The following is a 20,746-nucleotide window of genomic DNA, read 5'->3' as shown; positions in this document are numbered from 1 at the left end:
GGCATACACGAGCAATATGTGAAATGCGATTACCAGCCCTATCCCGAACACCTTCTTGCCCGGCTCTTGCTGGTGATTTGAAAAATCCATACCTAACATCCTCCGAATACCACAACATATTATTTGTTGCTAATCGACCCAAGTAGATGAATAAACATCAATCTAAAAGAACCATAAAAAAATACAATTTACGCAGTCCTGACAGAACAATATTACTTAATTTTATGCAGCATATTTTTACTAAAAAAATGCATTATATGATCAAGCAACCGTTTGCGTACCCTTTCTTTCATCTTATTTTAAGCAAATAGAACAAAACAAACCTCCAGGAAATTGTTACGCTTTTCCTTTATTTAGATTTAAATGCTTAGCAAAATACGCGCCATATCAAATCTAATCAGCTATTGATTCATAAGAAAGCATTTACGGCTTATCAATATGTAAAAAAAGCTGTGTTTTTACCTAAAAAGTGAAAATGAAAGAATCAAAAAATTTCTGATGGCGCATGGAACCACTTCTAAGCTTGGCCTGTCAATACTCGATTTTTTTGATTTCCCTAAAAAACAACAGGCCACTTTTCATAGCTAAATCTCGACTTTAGCTATGCATTTAATTTGTGCTGTGCAGCAAAAATTTGGTGCGTAGATAGTAGAATTTTAATAGAAGTCGTTTTTATTTTGCTGTGCACAAACAATCAGAATAAAATTTTTTTTCTCGCTTAAAACACTCGATAATCAGTTGTATATTGCGCGCGCTCAAATATTCATTTTGGTGCAGAACAACATCAAAACTTAGTCAACGGCTCTCTAATGTGATGTGTTTTTAATATTTCTGTTTAAATCGCGCTTTTTTAGTGCGGAAAAATAAGATAAATATTTTTACAGCATGTGTCACATCGCCGTGACTTACGCTATGGTTACGGCTTTTTTAGGTTCTAAGTATTGATGCTCCTCCATCACGTCTATTACATAACACCTCAAAATAGCGTACGAAGTATCAGGATCGCAGCATCAAAGCCGGCATATTAGAGCCATGTTCATAATAAATGCCCGTTGCAGTAAAAGAGCCACAACCAATTAATCAAGAGGTGTTGCAAGATGCTGTATCAATTCAAATCAAAACTGCATGTACTTGGCCTCATCGGATTAATTTCTTTGAGCTACGCAACCGGGGTTACACCAGCATCAGCGAGCAACCCAGCAGATCCCAATAAAATTGTGCGGCAAGCTTTCGAGGGTGCAGATGATGGTTTTGATATGGCAAAAACACAAAATCATTATTCTGGTTGGGTAGCTGATGCGATTTTTGAACCACTACTTGGTTATGACTATTTGGCACGTCCAGCTAAGTTAGTACCGAAGACGGTTGAGGCAATGCCGGAGGTAAGTGATGAGGGTAAGGTATTTATCTTCAAAATCATTCCTGGTATTTGCTTCTCACCGGATGAGGCGTTCAAAGGTAAAAAGCATGAGTTAATTGCGCAAGACTATGTCTACAGCTTTAAACGCATACTTGATCCAGCTAACCGGTCGCCTCACGCCAGTTTCATTGATGGCAAAATTGTGGGCATGGATGAAGTTCAGGCGAGAGCGAAGAAAACTAACAAATTTGACTACGACATGCCAGTTGCCGGACTAAGGGCAATTGATAAATACACGTTGCGCATTGAACTGAAAAAAACTGACTATAACTTCTTATATGTAGTCGCCTACTCGGGCTTTGGTGCGGTGGCAAGGGAAGTGATTGAAAGTTATGGCAATCAAACTGGCATGCATCCAGTCGGTACCGGTCCTTATATGCTGGAGAAATATCTGCCGCGTAGCAAAATATTTCTGAGCGCAAACCCTGAATACCGCGGTTATGTCTGGGACTTCAAATCCTCTGGTTCAGACTGGGACGATCAAATAGTCAAAGTCATGAAGGGTAAGAAGATGCCGCAAGTCGGCAAAGTGGAAATCAGCATCATCGAAGAAGAACAATCGCGCTGGCTAGCATTCCAGGATAAGCAAATCGATGTCGACAAAATGCCGCAAATCGCTGCACCGGTTGTACTGGATGGCGATAAATTAAAAGCGTCTTTTATCGAAGAAGGCGTGAAGATGGAGCGCGTCGCTGACGCAGGCACGACATTCAGTTTCTTCAACATGCGTGATCCCATAGTTGGTGGTTATACCAAAGAAAAAATTGCCCTTCGGCGTGCGATTGCGATGGCATATAGCAACACAGACGAGATTGCGCAAATGCGTTTGGGACAGGCGATCAAAGCTGAAAGCCTGATTCCACCCGATGTCGTGGGCTTTGATCCCAAATACCGCAGCAGCCTGACTTACGATATTCCCTTAGCAAATAAACTATTAGACCATTTCGGCTATAAACGCGGTGCTGACGGCTTCCGCACGATGCCCGATGGCTCACCATTAGTCATTAAAAAAACGATGGAGCCAGCTAATATTTATAAAGTACAGGCCGAGATATTTAAACGCGGGATGGATCAACTCGGCATTCACATGGATTTTTCGGTCAGCAATTTTGCAGACAATTTAAAAGCAGCTAGTGCTTGCAAACTCGTGATGTGGAGCGGCGCGTGGCTCGCTGACTATCCTGATGGCGAAAACTTCCTTCAATTACTGTACGGACCAAAATCTGGTCAAGGCAATCACGCTTGCTATGAGTCACCGGCCTACGATGCACTCTATACAAAAGCGATCTCATTACCGCCGAGTGAAGAACGCAATAAATTGTATTCACAAATGAGTCGTCAAATGGAGGCTGACACGCCGTGGATTATGCATTCCATCAGGGTGCGGAGCTATTTAATTAGACCTTGGATACAAGGATTTAAAAAACATCCTATCGTCCATTCAGATTGGATGTACCTTGACGTTGCACCACATTAAGTACGAATTGTTAATCAAGTTAAACACAATCATAGTTAATATGCTGGCAGGCAAAAAGATATATGCCGCCCATATATGAAACCTATATATGAAACCTATATATGAAACCTATATATGAAACCTATATATGAAACCTATATATGACACCTATATATGACACCTATATTTATGTCAGAAAACTGTTGTATCAAATGTCCTAATCGGTCACTTAAGCAGGAGACCCAGTAATAATGAAATCCCAGTCAGTTATGCACACTTTCTTTAAAAAGTATCAACGCCATCTCAGAAAAATAGCGCTCGCTGCCAGCCTCATTTCCATCGGCTCATCACAACTAGCCGTCGCCGCTACTAATCCTGCAGATCCTGACAAAGTGTTGAAATGGGTATTCAATGTAGCTGAAACTGGCTTCGACCCTGGCGCGGCAAAAGACTTGTACTCAAACGGTGTCAACTACGTCATCTTTGAAACTCTGTACTCCTATGACTACCTGGCAAGCCCGGTCAAACTGATCCCCCGCGCAGCGGAGAGCATGCCAGAGGTTTCTGCCGACGCAAAAACCTACACCATCAAATTAAAAAAAGGGATTTACTTTACGCCTGATGATGCCTTCAATGGCAAAAGACGTGAATTGACCATGGCGGATTACATCTACACGCTAAAGCGATTGATGGACCCCAAATTATCTTCACCTCACTCCTGGTTATTATCGGGGAAAATTGTTGGATTAGATGAATTGGCCGAGCAAGCCAAAAAAACCAACAAGTTTAATTACGATACAAAAATCGCTGGTCTGGAATTGGTAGACAAATACACTCTACGCATTCACCTTACCCGCCCGGACTTCAATCTTGGTTTGATCTTGGCACACAACCCGACCGGGGCGGTCGCGCGGGAAGTAATAGAAAAATATCAGGACTTACAAGGTCAAGTTATGGGCCACCCCGTTGGCACCGGCCCCTATATGGTGGCATTGGATGAATGGGTACGTGGCTCCAAAATCATTTTGTTAGCCAATCCAGATTATCGTGGCGATGTTTGGGACTTCAAAGGCGGAGCTAGTCCTGAGGATCAAAAAATCATGGCGGCGATGAAGGGCAAGCGCATGCCGCAGATTGGACGCATAGAAATTAATGTCATGATAGAAGATCAGTCGCGCTGGTTAGCTTTCCAAGGCGGTGAAATCGACATCTTTGAACTCGAGGGTCCTCTGGCACCTCAGGCACTAGACAACGGCAAATTAAAACCTGCATTAGTCAAAAAGGGCGTCCAGTTATCACGCATCCCAGATCCGGAAACCAGTATTTATTACTGGAATATGCAAGACCCGGTTTGGGGCGGATTAAGTAAAGAAAAAATTGCCTTACGCCGCTCGGTAGCACTTGCACATAATATTCAGGAAGAAATCGACATCGTTTACAACGGCAATGCGGTCAAGCTTGATTACCCGATTCCACCTGGCGTTGTTGGATATGATGCCAACTATAAAAATAGCATTCAATATAACGTCGCCGCAGCCAATGCTTTACTAGATAAATTTGGCTACAAAAAAGGTCCGGATGGATTCCGTACCCTGCCCGACGGTAAGCCACTAGAAATCCGCTACACAGCCCGCTCCGGAGCAGTCGGCAAATTACAAACCGAGGTCTGGAAAAAAACCTACGACTCGATTGGCATCAAAATGAAAGAGGACTTAGTCCAGTTCTCTGAGATGCTAAAAGCGGAAAAAACCTGCCAGCTTCAAACTCGCAACTCGCCATGGATTGCTGACTACCCCGACGGTGATAATTTCATGCAACTGTATTACGGCCCGAATATTGGTAGCACCAATAATGGCTGCGTCAAACTGCCTGAATACGATAAATTATATGAAGAATCTCAGAAACTCCATCCCGGAGAGGAACGCGATGCACTTTATCACAAGATGGCACGCATCATGGAAGTCAATACCGCACAAATGATGGGTTTCGCACGCTATAGAAATATGCTGGCACAAGCACGCGTTATCGGCTACAAAAAGCATCCCATCATTTATGGCGAGTGGATGTTTTTCGATGTCGAAAAAAGTAAATAAATAAGCTCCCTTAGATCGTTAGAAAGTATTCCATGACAGCCTATATCCTGCGTCGCTTATGGCAAATGGCTCCCACTATGCTGGGAGTGATTTTGCTGGTGTTTTTCTTATTCAATTGGGTGGGCGGCGATCCCGCCTACATCCTCGCAGGCAAAATGTCGAACGCCGCACAGATCGCCAACATCCGTACTCAGCTTGGGATAGACCAGCCCTACTACGTACAACTGGGTATTTTCATTAAGCAAATTGTGACCTTTAATTTTGGTACCAGTTGGAGTACCGGTGAAGCGATCTCATCCATCATTACTACGCGCCTAGGACCATCGCTGACGGTATTAGTACCATTAACTATTCTCGAAACGCTGTTTGCGATTGCGCTGGCACTGGGCATTGCATTCAAACGCGGCAGTCTCACAGACCGCAGTGTGATGGTGGCATGTACCGTTGGCATGTCGATCAGTATTCTGGTCTACATCATTGTTGGTCAATACTTTTTTGCTTATAAGCTAGGACTGTTTCCTGTGCAGGGTTGGGGCAATAGCTTTGCAGAAAATCTCTTCAAGTATTCCGCACTTCCAATCTTGATAGGACTGGCAGTCAGCGTCGCGCCAAGCTTGCGTCTATTCCGCACTTTTGTGCTGGACGAAGTTAACCAGGACTATGTGCGCACAGCACGCGCCAAAGGTGTATCCGAGAGCCGGATTAAATGGGTGCATGTGTTACGCAACGCCTCTATTCCCATCATTACTCATGTGATGTCAAATTTGCCTGCCCTACTTGTCGGCTCATTTTTGATTGAACGCTTTTTCTCCATCCCCGGCATAGGCCGCGAGGTGATTGCTGCCGTAGATAGTAGCGACTTCCCGCTAATCAAAGCAGTAACGGTGTACGTCGCCGCAGCCACGATGTTATTTAATTTGTTAGCCGATCTGTTGTATCAAGCGGTTGATCCACGAGTTCAGTTGAAATAAGGCCAAAAGAGAATGTCGACGTCAATATCAACAAATTCAATGAATTCAAAAAACTCAACTGATCAAACAGTTTCTCCAGGTTTGTGGGCCTTAGCATGGCGTCGCTTACGAGCAGACAAAATCGCCATGATTGCCATGTCCGTTGTGGCAGCTTTTTTAGTCGTGCTGGTGCTCTCCGCCAGTGGCTTAATCGCCTCTGACTGGGAGCAAGAAATCGCGATGAGCTATGCACCGCCCGGTTTTATCGGCGCTGATGCCGTGAAAACTGAAGCAGCAAAAGCCGAAGCACCACCACCAGAAAACCCGCTTGATCCGTTAGCGGATGTTTTGCGCGAACTGCGTAAAACGCCGGGCAATCAACAACCGCCTAGCGCCAATGAATACGGTGTTCCCGATCCTCTGGCAACAGAGATGAAAGAAATTTATACCGAGCTGGCGAAAAAAGGCAAAGCGGTCGTCGCAGAACGGGTACCAACCCTCCCCTTTGGTGCAGATAAATGGGGTCATGACATCATTAAGAAAACGATTAAGGGAGCAGAAACTTCGATTGTGGTGGGTCTGGTAGCGGCTTTTCTGGCGACTTTGCTAGGGACCTTATTCGGTGCTATCTCCGGTTATTTTGGTGGTCGTGTGGACGATCTGTTTAACTGGTTCTATAGCATCTTTACCTCTATCCCTTACTTGCTATTGATCTTGTCGGTCGCCGCCGTGTTGCAACAAAAAGGTGTGACGACCATCATTTTGATTCTGGCATTTACCGGCTGGACTGGACCTTTCCGTCTGATCCGGGCTGAATACATGAAGCATAAAAATCGTGAATACGTCTGGGCAGCAGACGCGATTGGCGCATCACATTTCCGTAAAATGTTTATTCATATCTTCCCGAATGTCAGTCATGTGGCTCTGGTGCAAGTATCTATTCTGGTAGTCGGATTTATTAAGTCTGAAGTGATTTTGAGTTTCCTCGGTTTTGGTGTCCCGGTCGGTGTGGTGTCATGGGGCAGTATGCTCAATGAAGCACAAAACGAACTAATCTTGGGTAAATGGTGGCAGCTAGTGGCTGCGACCGCAGCCATGGCGGTGCTGGTAACAGCCTTCTCGCTGTTCACCGATGCCTTGCGCGATGCGCTCGACCCTAAGCTGAAATAAGGACAGACCATGAGCCAAGAATCATTATTAAAAGTTGAAAATCTGCGCGTCTCTTTCCGTATCAATAAAAAAGAAAGCGTAGAAACTGTCAAAGGGATTTCTTTCGATATTCCGCGCAACTCTACCGTCGCTCTGGTCGGTGAGTCTGGTAGCGGCAAATCCGTCAGCTCACTGGCAATCATGGGGTTGCTACCACCCGATACCTCCAGTATTGCGAAAGAGAGCAAGATCACATTTGAAGGCCGCAGCCTGCTTGATTTAAGCCTCGCAGAACGTCGCCAATTATGTGGCAAAGACATCTCCATGATTTTTCAGGAGCCCATGACCTCGTTGAATCCAGTGTTTACGGTCGGCTTCCAGATCGGCGAAGTCTTGCAACTACATATGGGGATGAACGCCAAGCAAGCGCGAGCAAGATCCATCGCCTTATTGGAAGAAGTCGGCATCCCCGACCCTGCTAATAAAATTGACGCTTACCCTAGCCAGATGTCCGGCGGGCAGCAACAGCGCGTGATGATCGCGATGGCAATTGCCTGCGAACCTAAATTGCTGATCGCGGACGAGCCGACAACCGCGCTCGACGTCACGATACAAAAACAAATCATCGATCTGATCGAGGCATTACGGGTAAAGCACAATATGTCCGTGCTGTTTATTACCCATGATCTGGCATTGGTTGGCGAGATTGCCGATAAAGTGATCGTCATGCGCAGCGGCGAAATCCGCGAAGCTGGCGATGTCAAACAGATATTCCAGGCACCAAAGGATACCTATACCCAGGCGCTGCTGCATTGCCGCCCATCCCTAGATTCGCGTCCATGGCGCTTACCGGTGATTGCAGATTTTATGAGCAATATCGAGAAAACGGGCAGCATCGTTATAGAACATAAAGAGCGGCCGCGTGGATTAAACGGCGACGAAGATATCGTGCTCGATGTACGCGGTTTGGGTAAAAGTTTTTACACCCGAGAAGGCTTCTTCGGCAAAAAAGAATTTCGGGCAGTAGAAGATGTTTCCTTCAAACTGGCGCGCGGAAAAACTCTGGGTGTCGTCGGCGAATCCGGTTCTGGCAAGACAACGGTGGGCCTCACGTTGATGCGCTTGCACCAGGCAACGGCTGGTCAGGCAATCTTTGAAGGCAAGGATATTTTATCCATGTCTAACAAAGATTTTATGCAGTACAAGCGCCGTATCCAGATCATTTTCCAAAACCCTTATGCGTCGCTCAATCCACGCTTCACGGTTGGACAAATTTTGATGGAGCCCATGCAAATCCATAGCATAGGTGCCAATGATAGTGAACGCGCAAAAATGGCCTATACCTTGCTGGAAAAAGTCGGCCTGCCAGCAATCGCCTTCCATCGCTATCCACACGAGTTTTCCGGCGGACAACGCCAGCGTATTGCCATCGCGCGCTGCCTGACGATGAAGCCAGAAATACTCATCTGCGACGAATCGGTATCCGCTCTAGATGTCTCAGTGCAGGCACAAGTACTGAACCTGCTGCAAGATTTGCAGGAAGAATTTGGCCTGTCATATATCTTTATCTCCCATGATCTGGCCGTCGTGAAGTACATTGCAGATCAGGTAATGGTAATGAATAAGGGCAAAGTCGTGGAGCTGGCAAATTCAGATGAGCTATATCGCAATCCGACGCAGGCTTATACCAAGACCTTGCTGAATGCGATCCCGCGCGGCTTACACGCTTAGTTTGCAGACTTGTGTACAAACTAAATTGAGCGCTTCGGCAATCTGCTTGCATCGGACTTAGGGGGAAAGTAGGAACTTGCGTAAAACGGACAATTGTTTTTAGCACCTCATTTGTTTTGCACAAGTTTTATTGAAGAAATTAAAGATACTCCCCCTATTTTTTATAAAATATGCCCTATTGTCCAATAATTCTATGGATAATTAAATATACTAATAGGGAGTATCAATATTTACCTGTATATAAGCTGATGAATACCACCTCAGATTCACTGCTGTGGGAGCTAACGCCAATTTTGGGCAGATACAGGAGTGAAAAAATTTGCCGACTAGACGACTACCATCTACAATTCCGTCCTGTTGAGGAGTTACTCTAATTTGTTCGCAGTTGCATGCGAGTAAAACGAAGGCAATCTCAACGCTGAACACCCAAGGAGTTTTTTAAAACCTATTGATCGAGATCGATTACTAACTGATACTCGATATGGATTTTAGAAGTTCCCATAACCTTAGTCCAATAAATATGCGCCTCCACAATCCATTTTGGCCTGTAAGCCGCAGAAACAATGGACTACCCCATGGAGTTAATATGGCATTTCTGCAAGGCAAAAAAATCCTGATCACTGGTTTGCTCTCAAACCGCTCTATTGCTTATGGCATCGCCAAAGCTTGTCATCGTGAAGGCGCAGAGCTGGCTTTTACTTATCAAGGTGAGCGTTTCAAAGACAGGATTACCGAATTTGCGAAAGAGTTTGATAGCGCGCTGGTATTTGATTGCGACGTTGGCAGCGACGAGCAAATCAATGCAGTATTTTCAGATTTAAGCAAATCATGGGATGGTCTAGATGGTCTGGTGCACGCAATTGGCTTTGCCCCGCGCGAAGCAATTGCAGGTGATTTTTTAGATGGTTTGTCGCGTGAGTCATTCAAAATCGCCCACGATATTTCCGCCTACAGTTTTCCTGCACTAGCCAAAGCCGCATTACCGATGCTGCGTAAAGATGCTGCCCTGCTGACCTTGTCTTACCTTGGTGCGATCAAAGCGATTCCTAACTACAACACCATGGGTTTAGCTAAAGCATCGTTGGAAGCATCGGTACGTTATCTGGCGGAATCGATGGGCAAGCGCGGCGTCCGCGTGAATGGTATCTCTGCCGGTCCGATCAAAACTTTAGCCGCCAGCGGTATTAAAGATTTCAGTAAATTATTAGGATTTGTGGCGGAACATTCACCCCTGCGCCGTAATGTGACCATCGACGACGTGGGCAATACCGCAGCCTTCTTGCTATCCGATCTGTCGGCTGGCATTACTGGCGAAATTACGTATGTTGACGGTGGCTTTTCGCATGTAATGGGCATCACCACTGAATAAGCATTCCAGCTAAAAACAAGGGAGCAAAGGCACAGTCAATGCGCCTGCTCCCTTTTTTATTTGAAAATGAGTGGACTGAATGCCTTGGTCGAAATAAAGATCGTATCACCGGTCTTCAAACCATCTACCTCATCTTGTGAGGCAATGATTTCGACAATGTCCTGACCAACCAGCAGCGACAAAACAAACACTACTTCTTCTTTGCGTATCGCCAATACCTGAGCGCGCAAATTCAATTGTCCCGGCACCCGCTGCTGTAAAAATACTTGCGCTGGCGAGCCTGATTGCTTTACCGTCCCCTGCTCTATCACGTGTACTTGTTGTGCCAATTTAAATACTTCGCCCATGTCATGGCTGACCAAAATGGTCGTCAAGCCCGACTGATGATGCAGGGTCGCAAGCTCATCCTGCAATTGAGCGCGCATATCAACATCTAAGGCGGATAAAGGCTCATCTAGTAATAATAGTTTGGGCTTTCTCGCTAAGGCACGCGCCAGGGCAACGCGTTGCTTCTGGCCGCCAGACAAAATACCAGGTAATCTATCCTGTAATTCTGTCAAACCGGTCATCGCTAATAACTGATCAACCCAGGCTGCTTGCTGCGTCGTTACAGCATAAGCAACATTAGCACGCACACTCAGATTGGGAAATAAAGCATAGTCCTGGAAAACAAAACCAATCTCCCGCTGCTGCGGTAGCAGACATATTTTTTTACTCGAGTCAAACCAAGTTACGCCGTCCACAATCAGGCTACCGCTATCGGGCACAGTCAGTCCCGCCAGCATCCGCAATAAGGTAGTTTTGCCCGCCCCGGATACGCCGAACAGACTGACTAAATCACCGCGCTTGATGTCGATATTTACATCCAGCTGCATGTGACCATTAGCGCTGTGCAACTGCTTTTGTAGGTTGATGTTAATCATCACAGCATCTTCAACATTCTTTTGTTATTGACATAGACGAGTAACAAAATCGCAAAGCTAATGACGAATAAAATCATCGCGTAGAAATGTGCCGCTGCATAATTTAAGCTTTCAACCTCATCATAAATAGCGATGGAGGCAACCTTGGTCAAACCAGGAATATTCCCGCCTATCATTAAGACCACACCAAACTCACCTACGGTATGAGCAAAGCTTAAAACGATGCCGGACAGCAGCGCTGAACGACAATTCGGTAACAAAACACGAAACAGACTATACAGATCAGACTTACCCAAAGTACGCGATGCTTCGATCAGCGATATAGGTAAGTTTTGTAAGCCAGACTGCAAAGGATGCACCATAAATGGCAAGCTAAAAATCACCGAACCAACAACTAAGCCAGCGAAACTAAATACCAGTTTCCACCCTAGCGCGATTTCCAGCCAATGACCAAATGCATTCTGCGGACTAAACGCCAGCAACAAATAAAATCCCAATACCGAGGGCGGCAAGACCAAGGGCATACTAACCAAGGTTTCTAATACGGGTTTAAAACGGTTAGGGGTGTACGCCAACCAAAACGCTAGCGGAATGCCGATTACCAGCAAAATACAAGTCGTCAATCCTGCCAGTCGAAAAGTCAACCAGAGCGGTTGCAAATCTGGCATAGATTCAAACCAATTCATAAAACATCCCCGACGAATAAACTCATCTCGTTTGATTTAACCAGACCCTCGACCTGATCACCGACTGCGAATGCCAAACTGCGCGCCGATCTTGTTGTGATCACTGAGCTTAGCTCAAAGCCATCCATATTTATCAAGACACGCGTCAACAACTGGCCATACTCGATAGCGGTAATGGTAGAGGCCATACGGTTACGCAAACTGATCTGGCCTGATAAATTTTTCGCTAAAGCGACTTCGGTTTCTTTAAATAGCAAGCTCACAACTTGCCCGGTTTTCCATGCCTCAAGGTGATCTGTAGCACCCAATAAGGTCGCAGTAAACTGATGTGCGCCAACCTGCACATCGACTATCGCAACGCTGCCATATGCTTCAATAGCGATGATCTGCCCGGGAAGTTTATTCATGGAAGCAAATAACCATAACGTTCAAAAATGGCGCGTGCTTTGGCGGAATAGATAAAATCAAAAAATTGTTGCGATACTTTTGCATGATTGTCTTTGCCGTATTTAAGAATTACCGCACCTTGCGCGATCGGCTGATAACTTGCGCTGGGCACGTCTATCCATTTGCCCTGGCCTTTCATTTCTGGCGACAGCACTACCGACTTGGCCGTAAATCCAATGTCAGCGGCACGCGACTGTATATATTGGTTGGTCTGCGAAATACTCTCGCCAAATACCAACTTGGGCTGCAAGGACGTAGTCAGTTTGTAATATTGCAGCGTATTCATCGTCTCACGACCATAGGGTGCAGTCTTAGGATTGGCCACCGCAATTTTATCAATCGCTTTACTGCTTAACAGCGCTTGCCAATCACCCAGATCGACATCCTTCATCGTCCATAAGACTAAGGCTCCGTTGGCATACACTTTAGGTGGCACAACGCTAAAACCTGCTTTATATAATTTCTCAGGAAACTCCATATCGGCAGATAAAAACACATCAAACGGCGCACCATTCATGATCTGCGTGACGAACTTACCGGAAGAATTAAAAGTGCCCTGAACATCGTGTCCTGTTTCTTTTTTAAATTCAGATTTCAAATCATCAAAGACGTACTGCACATTGGCAGCAACTGCAACTGTAATCGTATCGGCGTTAGCGACCTGTGCGACCGAGCTGGTGAGGGTAAAAAATATCGCCGTAAAAAAGCTAGGGAAGATTTTCATTTTCAGACTCTTTCAATATAAACTAGGTATAACTTACGAAAAAATATCCCAACAAGACTTAGCAGCGAAGACAGTACTTTAGTTCGGCTAGACTTTGCATTGCAGCTGGGAAAATTTTGCGTAAGCCGATTTGCGTAAGTCGTTTTACGTAAGTTCGACTAGAGGTTAAATGCCAACAAATGCATACGCATGCTACCAGACCAAGCAATTTCCTGAAACAAGACTATGACTGCCGTACCAGCCCCTCAATTTGGCACGAAGAGCGCCAAGCCCAATCAAGCATTGGTCGTACCACACAACACTTGTGAAAAAATTTTTGCTCGCTTGCTACGATTGCTATTCGCTATTAGCAGTTTTAGTTTATTGGTTTTATTCATTTCATTCTTGCCAAAGACAGCAATCGCCGCCAGTAATTGTGAAAAAAACTCGACTGAGTTTAGAAATTGGCCAGCTTGGGAGACGTTCAAGAAGAATTTTATTAATGAAGGCGGACGGGTCGTTGATGCCAGCACACCGCGCTTTCATAGTTCCTCCGAAGGGCAAGCTTATGGACTATTTTTTGCCCTGGTCGCTAATGATAAGAAGAGCTTTGATTTCTTATTAAGATGGACAGAAGCAAACCTGGCCGGCGGCGATCTTACCGCGCGTTTACCGGCCTGGTATTGGGGTAAAAAAGACGATGGTAGTTGGGGTGTAATTGATCAGAATTCTGCATCAGATGCCGATCTCTGGCTCGCCTATACCTTGGGTCAAGCAGGCACTCTCTGGAATGACAAACGATACACGGCATTATCAACATTAATCGGTAAACGTATTCTGCGAGAAGAAACCGCAGACCTGCCAAAGCTAGGACTGAGTCTATTGCCAGCACCATCGGGGTTTACGCCGACAACAAGCAGCTGGAAGCTCAACCCTAGCTACACACCAATCCAAGTCATGCGCTGGTTTGCCAATAATGGTCAGGATGAACGCTGGGAAAAGTTATTGCATTCCTCGGCGCAAATCATTATCGGTGCGTCACCCAAAGGTTATAGCCCGGACTGGATTATTTATGACAGCGCGAAAGGATATGTTATCGATAGCCAAGGTCAGGAAAAAGGTAACGGCGGCTACAATGCGATCCGTGTCTATTTATGGGCAGGTATGTTGCCAGAGAAGGAATCATATAAAAAAGCGCTTCTTACAGCGCTCAAACCTATGGCAAGCCTGGTGGAGAACAAAGCGTTTCCGCCAGAATTTATTAACGTGAGCACCGGAGAAATCAACAAACCCGGCTCCACCGGATTCTCGGCTGCGATGCTACCGTTTTTAAAAACTATCGGTTATAAAAAAGCATGGGAAGAACAAAACCTGAGGATTTCTGCTTTACTCATAAAGCCAGACGCCTATTACGACCAAGTGCTTGCGATGTATGCACTTGGCTGGCAAGAGCAGCGTTATCAATTTCACGCAAATGGCAATTTAATGCCGCAATGGAAATCCAGCTGCGGAAAATAATACGGTTAATCTGACAAATTGGATTTATTCATTGCCTTCAATCACAAATCCGTGCTTTTTCTACAGAAATACTGTATTGTCACGTTTTTGCACTGCAGCACAAGTTTCAGTGTACTAAATATTAATTTGCAGCACCGCAAACCCTGCACATTTGTGACATCACAAATGATGCGATGTAAAAGCCCTCCCGCCCTGCATGTCCAGTACGACCTTTTGGACATCATCCCGGCGCAAAGCTTTTTGTGCCGAAATTTCATCGTTTCCTTCTTGGTATTCTTTGTTCATTTCGTTTGGTTAGCGTTGCTTTTTTACGCGCATTGTATTTGCACTGCGCTGATTTTTAACGAAAGATTAGAATGACTTTTGAAGCATTAGGCCTACACACGTCCGTTATCCGCGCCCTGACTGACGCTGGTTATACAAAACCTACAAGCGTTCAGGAACAAGCTGTTCCTGCTGCGATTAGTGGTCGTGATTTGTTGGTATCTTCACAAACTGGTTCAGGCAAAACTGCCGCCTTCATGTTGCCAGCCTTGCACAAGTTTGCAAGTGCAGCAGAAACCGACTTAGAAGCGGCCGGCAAAACGCCAAACCAAGCGCAACAATCAGCACGTGCACGCGGTGATCGCCCGCGCTTTGTTGCTGCAAAACCAAAAATGTTGGTACTGACACCGACACGTGAATTGGCTCTACAAGTAACGACAGCAACTGACAAATACTGCGCCTATATGAAGCGCGTTAAAGCAGTGTCGATTTTGGGTGGCATGCCTTATCCAAAGCAGATGCAATTATTATCCCGCAACCCAGAAATTCTGGTCGCTACTCCAGGTCGTCTGATCGACCATATGGAATCCGGCAAAATTGATTTCTCCGAATTAGAAATTTTGGTATTAGACGAAGCCGATCGCATGTTGGATATGGGCTTTATTGACGACATCGAAAAAATCGTTGCAGCAACACCAGCAACACGTCAAACCATGTTGTTCTCTGCAACATTGGATGGCGTAGTCGGTAACATGGCACGCCGTATCACTAAAGATCCTATGGTCATTCAGATCGCTGGCTCTGCAAGTAAGCATGAGAACATCAAGCAAAAAGTCCACTTTGTTGATGACATGTCTCACAAAAATCGTTTGCTCGACCATTTGTTGCGTGACGAAACGGTTGATCAGGCTGTTATCTTTACTGCGACTAAACGTGATGCAGATACCATTGCTGATCGTTTAAACATCGCCGGTTTTGCTGCTGCCGCTTTGCATGGCGACATGCATCAAGGTGCACGTAACCGCACATTAGATTCTCTGCGTCGTGGACAAGTCCGCGTATTGGTGGCAACTGACGTTGCTGCTCGCGGTATTGACGTTCCAGCGATTACACATGTATTCAACTACGACTTGCCTAAGTTCCCGGAAGATTACGTCCATCGTATTGGCCGTACTGGCCGCGCTGGTCGCAATGGTGTTGCAATTTCTCTGGTAAATCATGCTGAAGGTATCAACGTTAAGCGTATCGAACGTTTCACTAAGCAATTGATTCCTGTCGAAATTATCGAAGGCTTTGAGCCTAAGAAAACAGCATCTACATCGCATAGTGCTGCACGCAAGCCAAGCGGCTGGCGTCCAGGCGACAGCCGTGGCAACAGCAGTGGTGGTGGCTATCGCGGCAATAACGCTGGCTCTGGCAACAGCAGCAGCGCGAACGGCAATCGTAGCGAAGGTAGTGGTTATGGCGCGAACAAACCAGCACAACGCACATTCAGCAAACCAGCTGGCAGCACCAGCGGCGCGCCACGCAGCGAAGGTGGTTACAAAGGTAATCGTACTGGCGATACTGGCAATGCACGTCGCTCATTTGGCGATCGTTAATACTGGTAAATGTATCGGCAAATATTTGTCGGCAGCGAACAAAAGCGACCCTTGTGGTCGCTTTTTTTATGGACATCAAAAGTAAACGTAAAAAAGTAATCTCGCCCGTCTCAGAGTATCCGCTGAGACTCAAAAATAATATACTCCCCTACCAAAATCCATAAATACTGCCTACTGTCCAATTACTATATGGACGATTAAAATATACATCCCCATAGTATATTTAATACCAAAAATAATTGCGGCATATCGACTGACGCACACCTCATCAAAAAAAACTCATAAACTGCTCCTACTACAAGCTTGATAACATCAATACACTATAAGATTTACGCAAAGTTATCCCGGCAAAGGCGCAGCGACGAAGGCAGTAGTTTAATGTATAGCTAGGTGCCGCAACACAGCTAGGACGTTTTTGCGTAGTCCTACCTTGCCAGGTGCTTCAACGATGCTCTGCAAGCACTTATAGTGAGTATCACTGTACAGCTTTGGACAGAGGCTGTGCATCTCGTTTAGTATGGTGCCTGTAATTCAACTTTGTCATCACTGATAAAACCTACGCGATTCTCATTACTCAATTTATATGACATCAACAGTATTATCCGAGGCACCAGCATCCCCGATACGGCTTACCTCTTTTTCACATGGTGGCGGTTGCGGCTGCAAAATCGCGCCAGGCGTCTTGTCTGAGATTTTAAAAAAATCGACTGGCTTCCCCGTGCCGGCTGCCCTGATGGTGGGCATAGAAACCGCCGATGACGCTGCCGTGTATAAACTCAATGACGAGCAAGCACTCATAGCCACCACGGATTTTTTCATGCCGATCGTGGACGATCCATATGACTTTGGTCGCATCGCTGCCACCAACGCTATCTCCGACGTGTATGCGATGGGCGGCACTCCGATTATGGCGCTGGCGCTGGTTGGCATGCCTATCAATCAATTGCCAATTGAGGTCATCGGCAAAATCATTGCGGGTGGAGAATCCATTTGTGCTGAGGCAGGTATCCCGATTGCGGGCGGTCACACGATTGATTCAGTCGAACCGATTTATGGTTTAGTCGTACTCGGTTTAGTGCATCCCTCCAAAGTCAAACGTAATGCCGATGCCAAAGTCGGCGACAAACTCATTCTCGGCAAACCGCTGGGTGTGGGCATTTTGTCAGCAGCGCTCAAAAAGCAAGCACTAGACGAGGCAGGTTATGCCAGCATGATTGCCAATACCACCAAGCTCAACCGGCCTGGCATGGCATTAGCAAATATGAGTGCAGTACACGCAGTCACCGATGTCACAGGTTTTGGTTTGCTTGGACACCTGTTAGAAGTCTGTCGTGGCGCGAATGTGTCCGCCCAATTGACGATGTCGCACATACCGCTTCTACCAGATGTGCAGCAATTGGCAGAGGCCGGATTTATCACGGGTGCCTCCGCTCGCAACTGGGATGCTTACGGACATGATGTTGTGTTGGCGGAGGGTATCAGCCCAGTTCAACAGGCGCTGCTCAGCGATCCGCAAACCTCGGGAGGCTTATTAGTTTCCTGCTCGGCCGATGCGGTGGAGGATGTATTGGCTTTATTTAAAGCAGACAATTTTTTTGATGCTGCCGTCATCGGTGATATCGTTGCAAAATCTGGTGATGCAGCAAATGTCCTGGTTGGCTTATAGGAAGTATCTCGGTTTTTTATTAATCTTAGGACTTACGCAAAACCACCCCAGCTGCGTTATAGCTCCTAGCTGTACCAAAGTACTATCTTCGTCGCTACGCCTTGCTGGGACAATTTTGCGTAAGTCCTAAATCTTAATTTTTCAGAGCTTTAAAATAAATCATGATGAATCAGCTAGAACAACTTAAAAAGTACACAACTGTAGTTGCCGACACAGGCGATTTTCAGTCCATGAAAGCCTATGCGCCACAAGATGCGACGACCAATCCGTCGCTGATACTAAAAGCCGTCCAGAAAGCAGAATATCGTCCCTTGTTAGAAAAAATTGTCAGTGCACATACTGGCAAAGCAAGCGATGACATCATCGATCATTTGCTCGTCGCTTTCGGTTTAGAAATTTTGAACATCGTCCCGGGCCGAGTCTCTACTGAAACAGACGCACGCTTATCTTTTGATACAGAAGCCACGGTTGCCAAAGGGCGCAAACTCATTGGTTTATACGAAGCAGCAGGCATTACCCGCGAACGTATTTTGATCAAAATTGCCTCCACATGGGAAGGCATACGTGCAGCAGAGATTCTGGAAAAAGAAGGTATCCGCTGCAACATGACTTTGCTATTCTGCTTGCCGCAAGCAGTTGCATGTGCCGAGGCTGGTGCGCAATTGATCTCCCCGTTTGTGGGGCGCATCTACGACTGGTATAAAAAGCAAACAGGACAAGAAATTTTCGGCGCCGATGATCCTGGCGTCCTGTCAGTAAAAAAGATTTATACCTACTATCGCAAGTTTGGCTATGACACAGAAATTATGGGCGCCAGCTTCCGGAATACATCGCAAATACTGGAGTTAGCCGGTTGTGATTTACTGACGATCAGTCCAGATCTGCTGCAAAAATTAGCCGATACGACCAGCACGATCAGCGCAAAATTAAACAAAGAAACGGCATTAGCTTCTGATCTGCAAAAAATCAGTCTGAATGAAAAAACTTTCCGTTTCCAGTTAAATGAAGATGCGATGGCAACCGAAAAATTATCCGAAGGTATACGCGCCTTCTGCGCAGACACAGTAAAGCTGGAACAGATCATTGCTGAAATAGCTTGAAAAAACAGCTTAAAAATATGACTGTTTAAAGTAAATGGGGCAAACACTGCCCTATTTTTTCGTCTCAGTTTTTGACTATTTTCTGACTAAATTAAATGTAGTGAACGGAAGAAGGCATGAATAAAATCATAGAATTATCCACCTGGAACAGGCGAGAACACTTTGAGTTTTTTTCAAAACTAGATGAGCCTTTTCATGGGTTGGTAGCAAACATCGATTGTTCTCTCGCCTATCAACATTGCAAAGAGCAACAGCAATCTTTTTTTCTTTTCTACCTGCACAGCATATTACAAGCAGTTAACCAAACCGAGGCAATGCGCTACAGGATTGAGTCGGGCAAGGTGATTGATTATTCGATCATCCACGCCAATGCTACGATTGATCGTGCGGATCACACTTTTGGTTTTTGTCAGATCAATTTTGATACCGACTTCAGCAAGTTTACGCTTGGTGCAAAAGAGTCTATGCAAAAAATTAAAGAGACGAGTGGCTTGTGTTTGAGTGAAGATACCAACCGTAACGACGTGATACATTTTTCAGCCATGCCGTGGATCAGTTTTACAGGGTTGACACATGCCCGCCATCTGGATGGTAAGGACAGCGTCCCCAAAATTTCAGTTGGAAAGTGCTTTCAACAAGATGGCAAACTCATGATGCCTGTTGCGACTTTTGTGCATCATGGCCTGGTCGATGGCTATCATGTGCATCAGTTTTTACAAGGGCTGGAGCATTTGTTTAATACTGAGTATTAAACCGAATTTGCGCTAAGTTTGAAATAAACTGAGATTTTCTATTAGGATTTGAGTTGATGACGGATGTATTTTTCGAGGCAGTTTTGGTCTGAGTTTATTGTAAATAAGACGCTCATGGCTAGCCATGAGCAGCAACAAAGAGCATCGGAAATAACCGAAAATGCGCCGTCAGCACTCAAATAGCACCTTTGGTACGCCTAATGGGAAATCTCGGTTAACTACCAGTGACGACAAAATGAAAAAGGACTATGAATTTTCATAGTCCTTTTTACCGATGTGAACCCACAGTCAATCATCTCCGGCGAATTAAACCGCCAGCATATAAGCTCCCGTCAATGCAATACCGCAGCCACCAAGCTGGATCAGTGACTTCATCCGCGCACTGTTGGCAAATAAGCCGATACTCAATCCAGTAATATGCAGTAACAAAGTCGCTAGTACAAAACCTGCACCAGCCATCGCAATCGAAGCATTGGGCGACATTTCAGCACCATGTGCATAGCCGTGTAATGCGCCAAAGACAGACACCATCGTTGCAGCCAGCCAGACCGGCATCTTGACTGCAAATGCAATCAGCAAACCTAGTATGGCAAGTGAACTCGCGATCCCCGTTTCTACCATCGGTACAGCGACACCGGATCGCGCGAGCAGCGCACCTGCGATCATCATTAACGGAAAACTCAATGGTAAAACCCAAAGCGCCGATTGCCGGTTTTGTGCAGCCCATAAGCCAATCGCTACCATTGCCAGCAAATGATCAAGACCAGAAAAGGGATGCATAAACCCTTCTACAAAGCCCATGGTGTCATGATGCACACCATCATGCGCAAATGCAGAGACGCTAATCAGGCACAATAGGCCGACAACGATCCCTCGGACTGAACTAGTTTGTGTCTTACTCACTTAGATCTCATCAAT

The 20,746-nt window shown here is 45.7% G+C and carries 17 protein-coding genes; 11 read left to right on the top strand and 6 right to left on the bottom strand.

The genetic code is table 11. From position 1 onward, the window contains the following. Nucleotides 1–1,154: 1,154 nt before the first annotated feature. The 6 genes from AAKU64_RS12675 to fabI all read left to right on the top strand — a co-directional run bounded on the left by AAKU64_RS12675 (nucleotide 1,155) and on the right by fabI (nucleotide 10,168). Nucleotides 1,155–2,897, top strand: coding sequence for an ABC transporter substrate-binding protein (locus AAKU64_RS12675; RefSeq protein ID WP_503012704.1), 1,743 nt, complete (start codon nucleotides 1,155–1,157; stop codon nucleotides 2,895–2,897). 230 nt (nucleotides 2,898–3,127) lie between these two features. Beyond that, nucleotides 3,128–4,969 (top strand): ABC transporter substrate-binding protein, encoded by a 1,842-nt coding sequence (locus AAKU64_RS12670; protein ID WP_354362206.1) that lies wholly within the window; start codon nucleotides 3,128–3,130, stop codon nucleotides 4,967–4,969. A gap of 32 nt (nucleotides 4,970–5,001) precedes the next feature. Next, nucleotides 5,002–5,940, top strand: coding sequence for an ABC transporter permease (locus AAKU64_RS12665; RefSeq protein WP_354332133.1), 939 nt, complete (start codon nucleotides 5,002–5,004; stop codon nucleotides 5,938–5,940). A 39-nt stretch (nucleotides 5,941–5,979) separates the two neighbouring features. Next, the gene (locus tag AAKU64_RS12660) at nucleotides 5,980–7,089 is read left to right on the top strand and encodes an ABC transporter permease (protein WP_354362205.1); all 1,110 of its coding nucleotides are present in this window, start codon (nucleotides 5,980–5,982) and stop codon (nucleotides 7,087–7,089) included. Nucleotides 7,090–7,098: 9 nt separating this feature from the next. Next, nucleotides 7,099–8,799, top strand: a complete 1,701-nt coding sequence (locus tag AAKU64_RS12655; RefSeq protein WP_354332137.1) for an ABC transporter ATP-binding protein — start codon at nucleotides 7,099–7,101, stop codon at nucleotides 8,797–8,799. Nucleotides 8,800–9,385: 586 nt separating this feature from the next. Beyond that, nucleotides 9,386–10,168 carry an enoyl-ACP reductase FabI gene (fabI, locus tag AAKU64_RS12650; RefSeq protein WP_354332138.1) on the top strand — a complete coding sequence of 261 codons (783 nt, stop codon included), beginning with the start codon at nucleotides 9,386–9,388 and terminating at the stop codon, nucleotides 10,166–10,168. A gap of 56 nt (nucleotides 10,169–10,224) precedes the next feature. Here fabI and AAKU64_RS12645 read toward each other — a convergent pair whose 3' ends face one another. Genes AAKU64_RS12645 through modA form a run of 4 tightly spaced genes read right to left on the bottom strand, consistent with a single transcriptional unit; the run spans nucleotide 10,225 to nucleotide 12,948 of the window. After that, entirely contained in the window at nucleotides 10,225–11,091 is an 867-nt protein-coding gene (locus AAKU64_RS12645) for an ABC transporter ATP-binding protein (RefSeq protein ID WP_354332140.1), read from the bottom strand. Next, nucleotides 11,091–11,777: a molybdate ABC transporter permease subunit gene (gene modB / locus AAKU64_RS12640; protein WP_354332142.1), complete on the bottom strand. Its 687-nt coding sequence runs from the start codon at nucleotides 11,775–11,777 to the stop codon at nucleotides 11,091–11,093. The genes AAKU64_RS12645 and modB overlap by 1 nt, the downstream gene beginning before the upstream one ends. Beyond that, complete coding sequence (locus tag AAKU64_RS12635) at nucleotides 11,774–12,184, bottom strand: TOBE domain-containing protein (protein ID WP_354332144.1); 411 nt, start codon at nucleotides 12,182–12,184, stop codon at nucleotides 11,774–11,776. Before AAKU64_RS12635 ends, modB begins: the two co-directional genes overlap by 4 nt. After that, entirely contained in the window at nucleotides 12,181–12,948 is a 768-nt protein-coding gene (gene modA, locus AAKU64_RS12630) for a molybdate ABC transporter substrate-binding protein (protein ID WP_354332146.1), read from the bottom strand. Before modA ends, AAKU64_RS12635 begins: the two co-directional genes overlap by 4 nt. 225 nt (nucleotides 12,949–13,173) lie before the next feature. On the opposite strand from modA, the gene bcsZ reads away from it, so the two are divergent. Continuing rightward, nucleotides 13,174–14,445 carry a cellulose synthase complex periplasmic endoglucanase BcsZ gene (bcsZ, locus tag AAKU64_RS12625; protein ID WP_354332148.1) on the top strand — a complete coding sequence of 424 codons (1,272 nt, stop codon included), beginning with the start codon at nucleotides 13,174–13,176 and terminating at the stop codon, nucleotides 14,443–14,445. A gap of 159 nt (nucleotides 14,446–14,604) precedes the next feature. Here bcsZ and AAKU64_RS12620 read toward each other — a convergent pair whose 3' ends face one another. Then, a complete protein-coding gene (locus tag AAKU64_RS12620; RefSeq protein WP_354362204.1) occupies nucleotides 14,605–14,730 on the bottom strand; it encodes a hypothetical protein in 126 nt (41 codons plus the stop codon). Between the two features lie 71 nt (nucleotides 14,731–14,801). Here AAKU64_RS12620 and AAKU64_RS12615 point away from each other — a divergent pair, with 71 nt between their 5' ends. The 4 genes from AAKU64_RS12615 to AAKU64_RS12600 all read left to right on the top strand — a co-directional run bounded on the left by AAKU64_RS12615 (nucleotide 14,802) and on the right by AAKU64_RS12600 (nucleotide 19,828). Next, a complete protein-coding gene (locus AAKU64_RS12615; RefSeq protein ID WP_354332150.1) occupies nucleotides 14,802–16,310 on the top strand; it encodes a DEAD/DEAH box helicase in 1,509 nt (502 codons plus the stop codon). Nucleotides 16,311–16,893: 583 nt separating this feature from the next. Further along, the gene (gene selD, locus AAKU64_RS12610) at nucleotides 16,894–17,976 is read left to right on the top strand and encodes a selenide, water dikinase SelD (RefSeq protein WP_354332152.1); all 1,083 of its coding nucleotides are present in this window, start codon (nucleotides 16,894–16,896) and stop codon (nucleotides 17,974–17,976) included. Nucleotides 17,977–18,140: 164 nt separating this feature from the next. Continuing rightward, on the top strand, nucleotides 18,141–19,076 hold the full coding sequence (tal, locus tag AAKU64_RS12605) for a transaldolase (protein WP_354332233.1): 936 nt from the start codon (nucleotides 18,141–18,143) through the stop codon (nucleotides 19,074–19,076). Nucleotides 19,077–19,192: 116 nt separating this feature from the next. Continuing rightward, nucleotides 19,193–19,828 (top strand): CatA-like O-acetyltransferase, encoded by a 636-nt coding sequence (locus AAKU64_RS12600; RefSeq protein ID WP_354332154.1) that lies wholly within the window; start codon nucleotides 19,193–19,195, stop codon nucleotides 19,826–19,828. 306 nt (nucleotides 19,829–20,134) lie between these two features. Here AAKU64_RS12600 and AAKU64_RS12595 read toward each other — a convergent pair whose 3' ends face one another. Then, entirely contained in the window at nucleotides 20,135–20,731 is a 597-nt protein-coding gene (locus AAKU64_RS12595) for a HupE/UreJ family protein (RefSeq protein ID WP_354332156.1), read from the bottom strand. Between the last annotated feature and the right edge of the window lie 15 nt (nucleotides 20,732–20,746).

This window comes from Undibacterium sp. GrIS 1.8, assembly GCF_040544445.1.
In the GTDB taxonomy this organism is placed as follows: Bacteria; Pseudomonadota; Gammaproteobacteria; order Burkholderiales; family Burkholderiaceae_D; genus Undibacterium.
The sequence above is the reverse complement of the archived record's forward strand: the minus strand, read 5'-3'. Positions and strand labels throughout refer to the sequence as shown.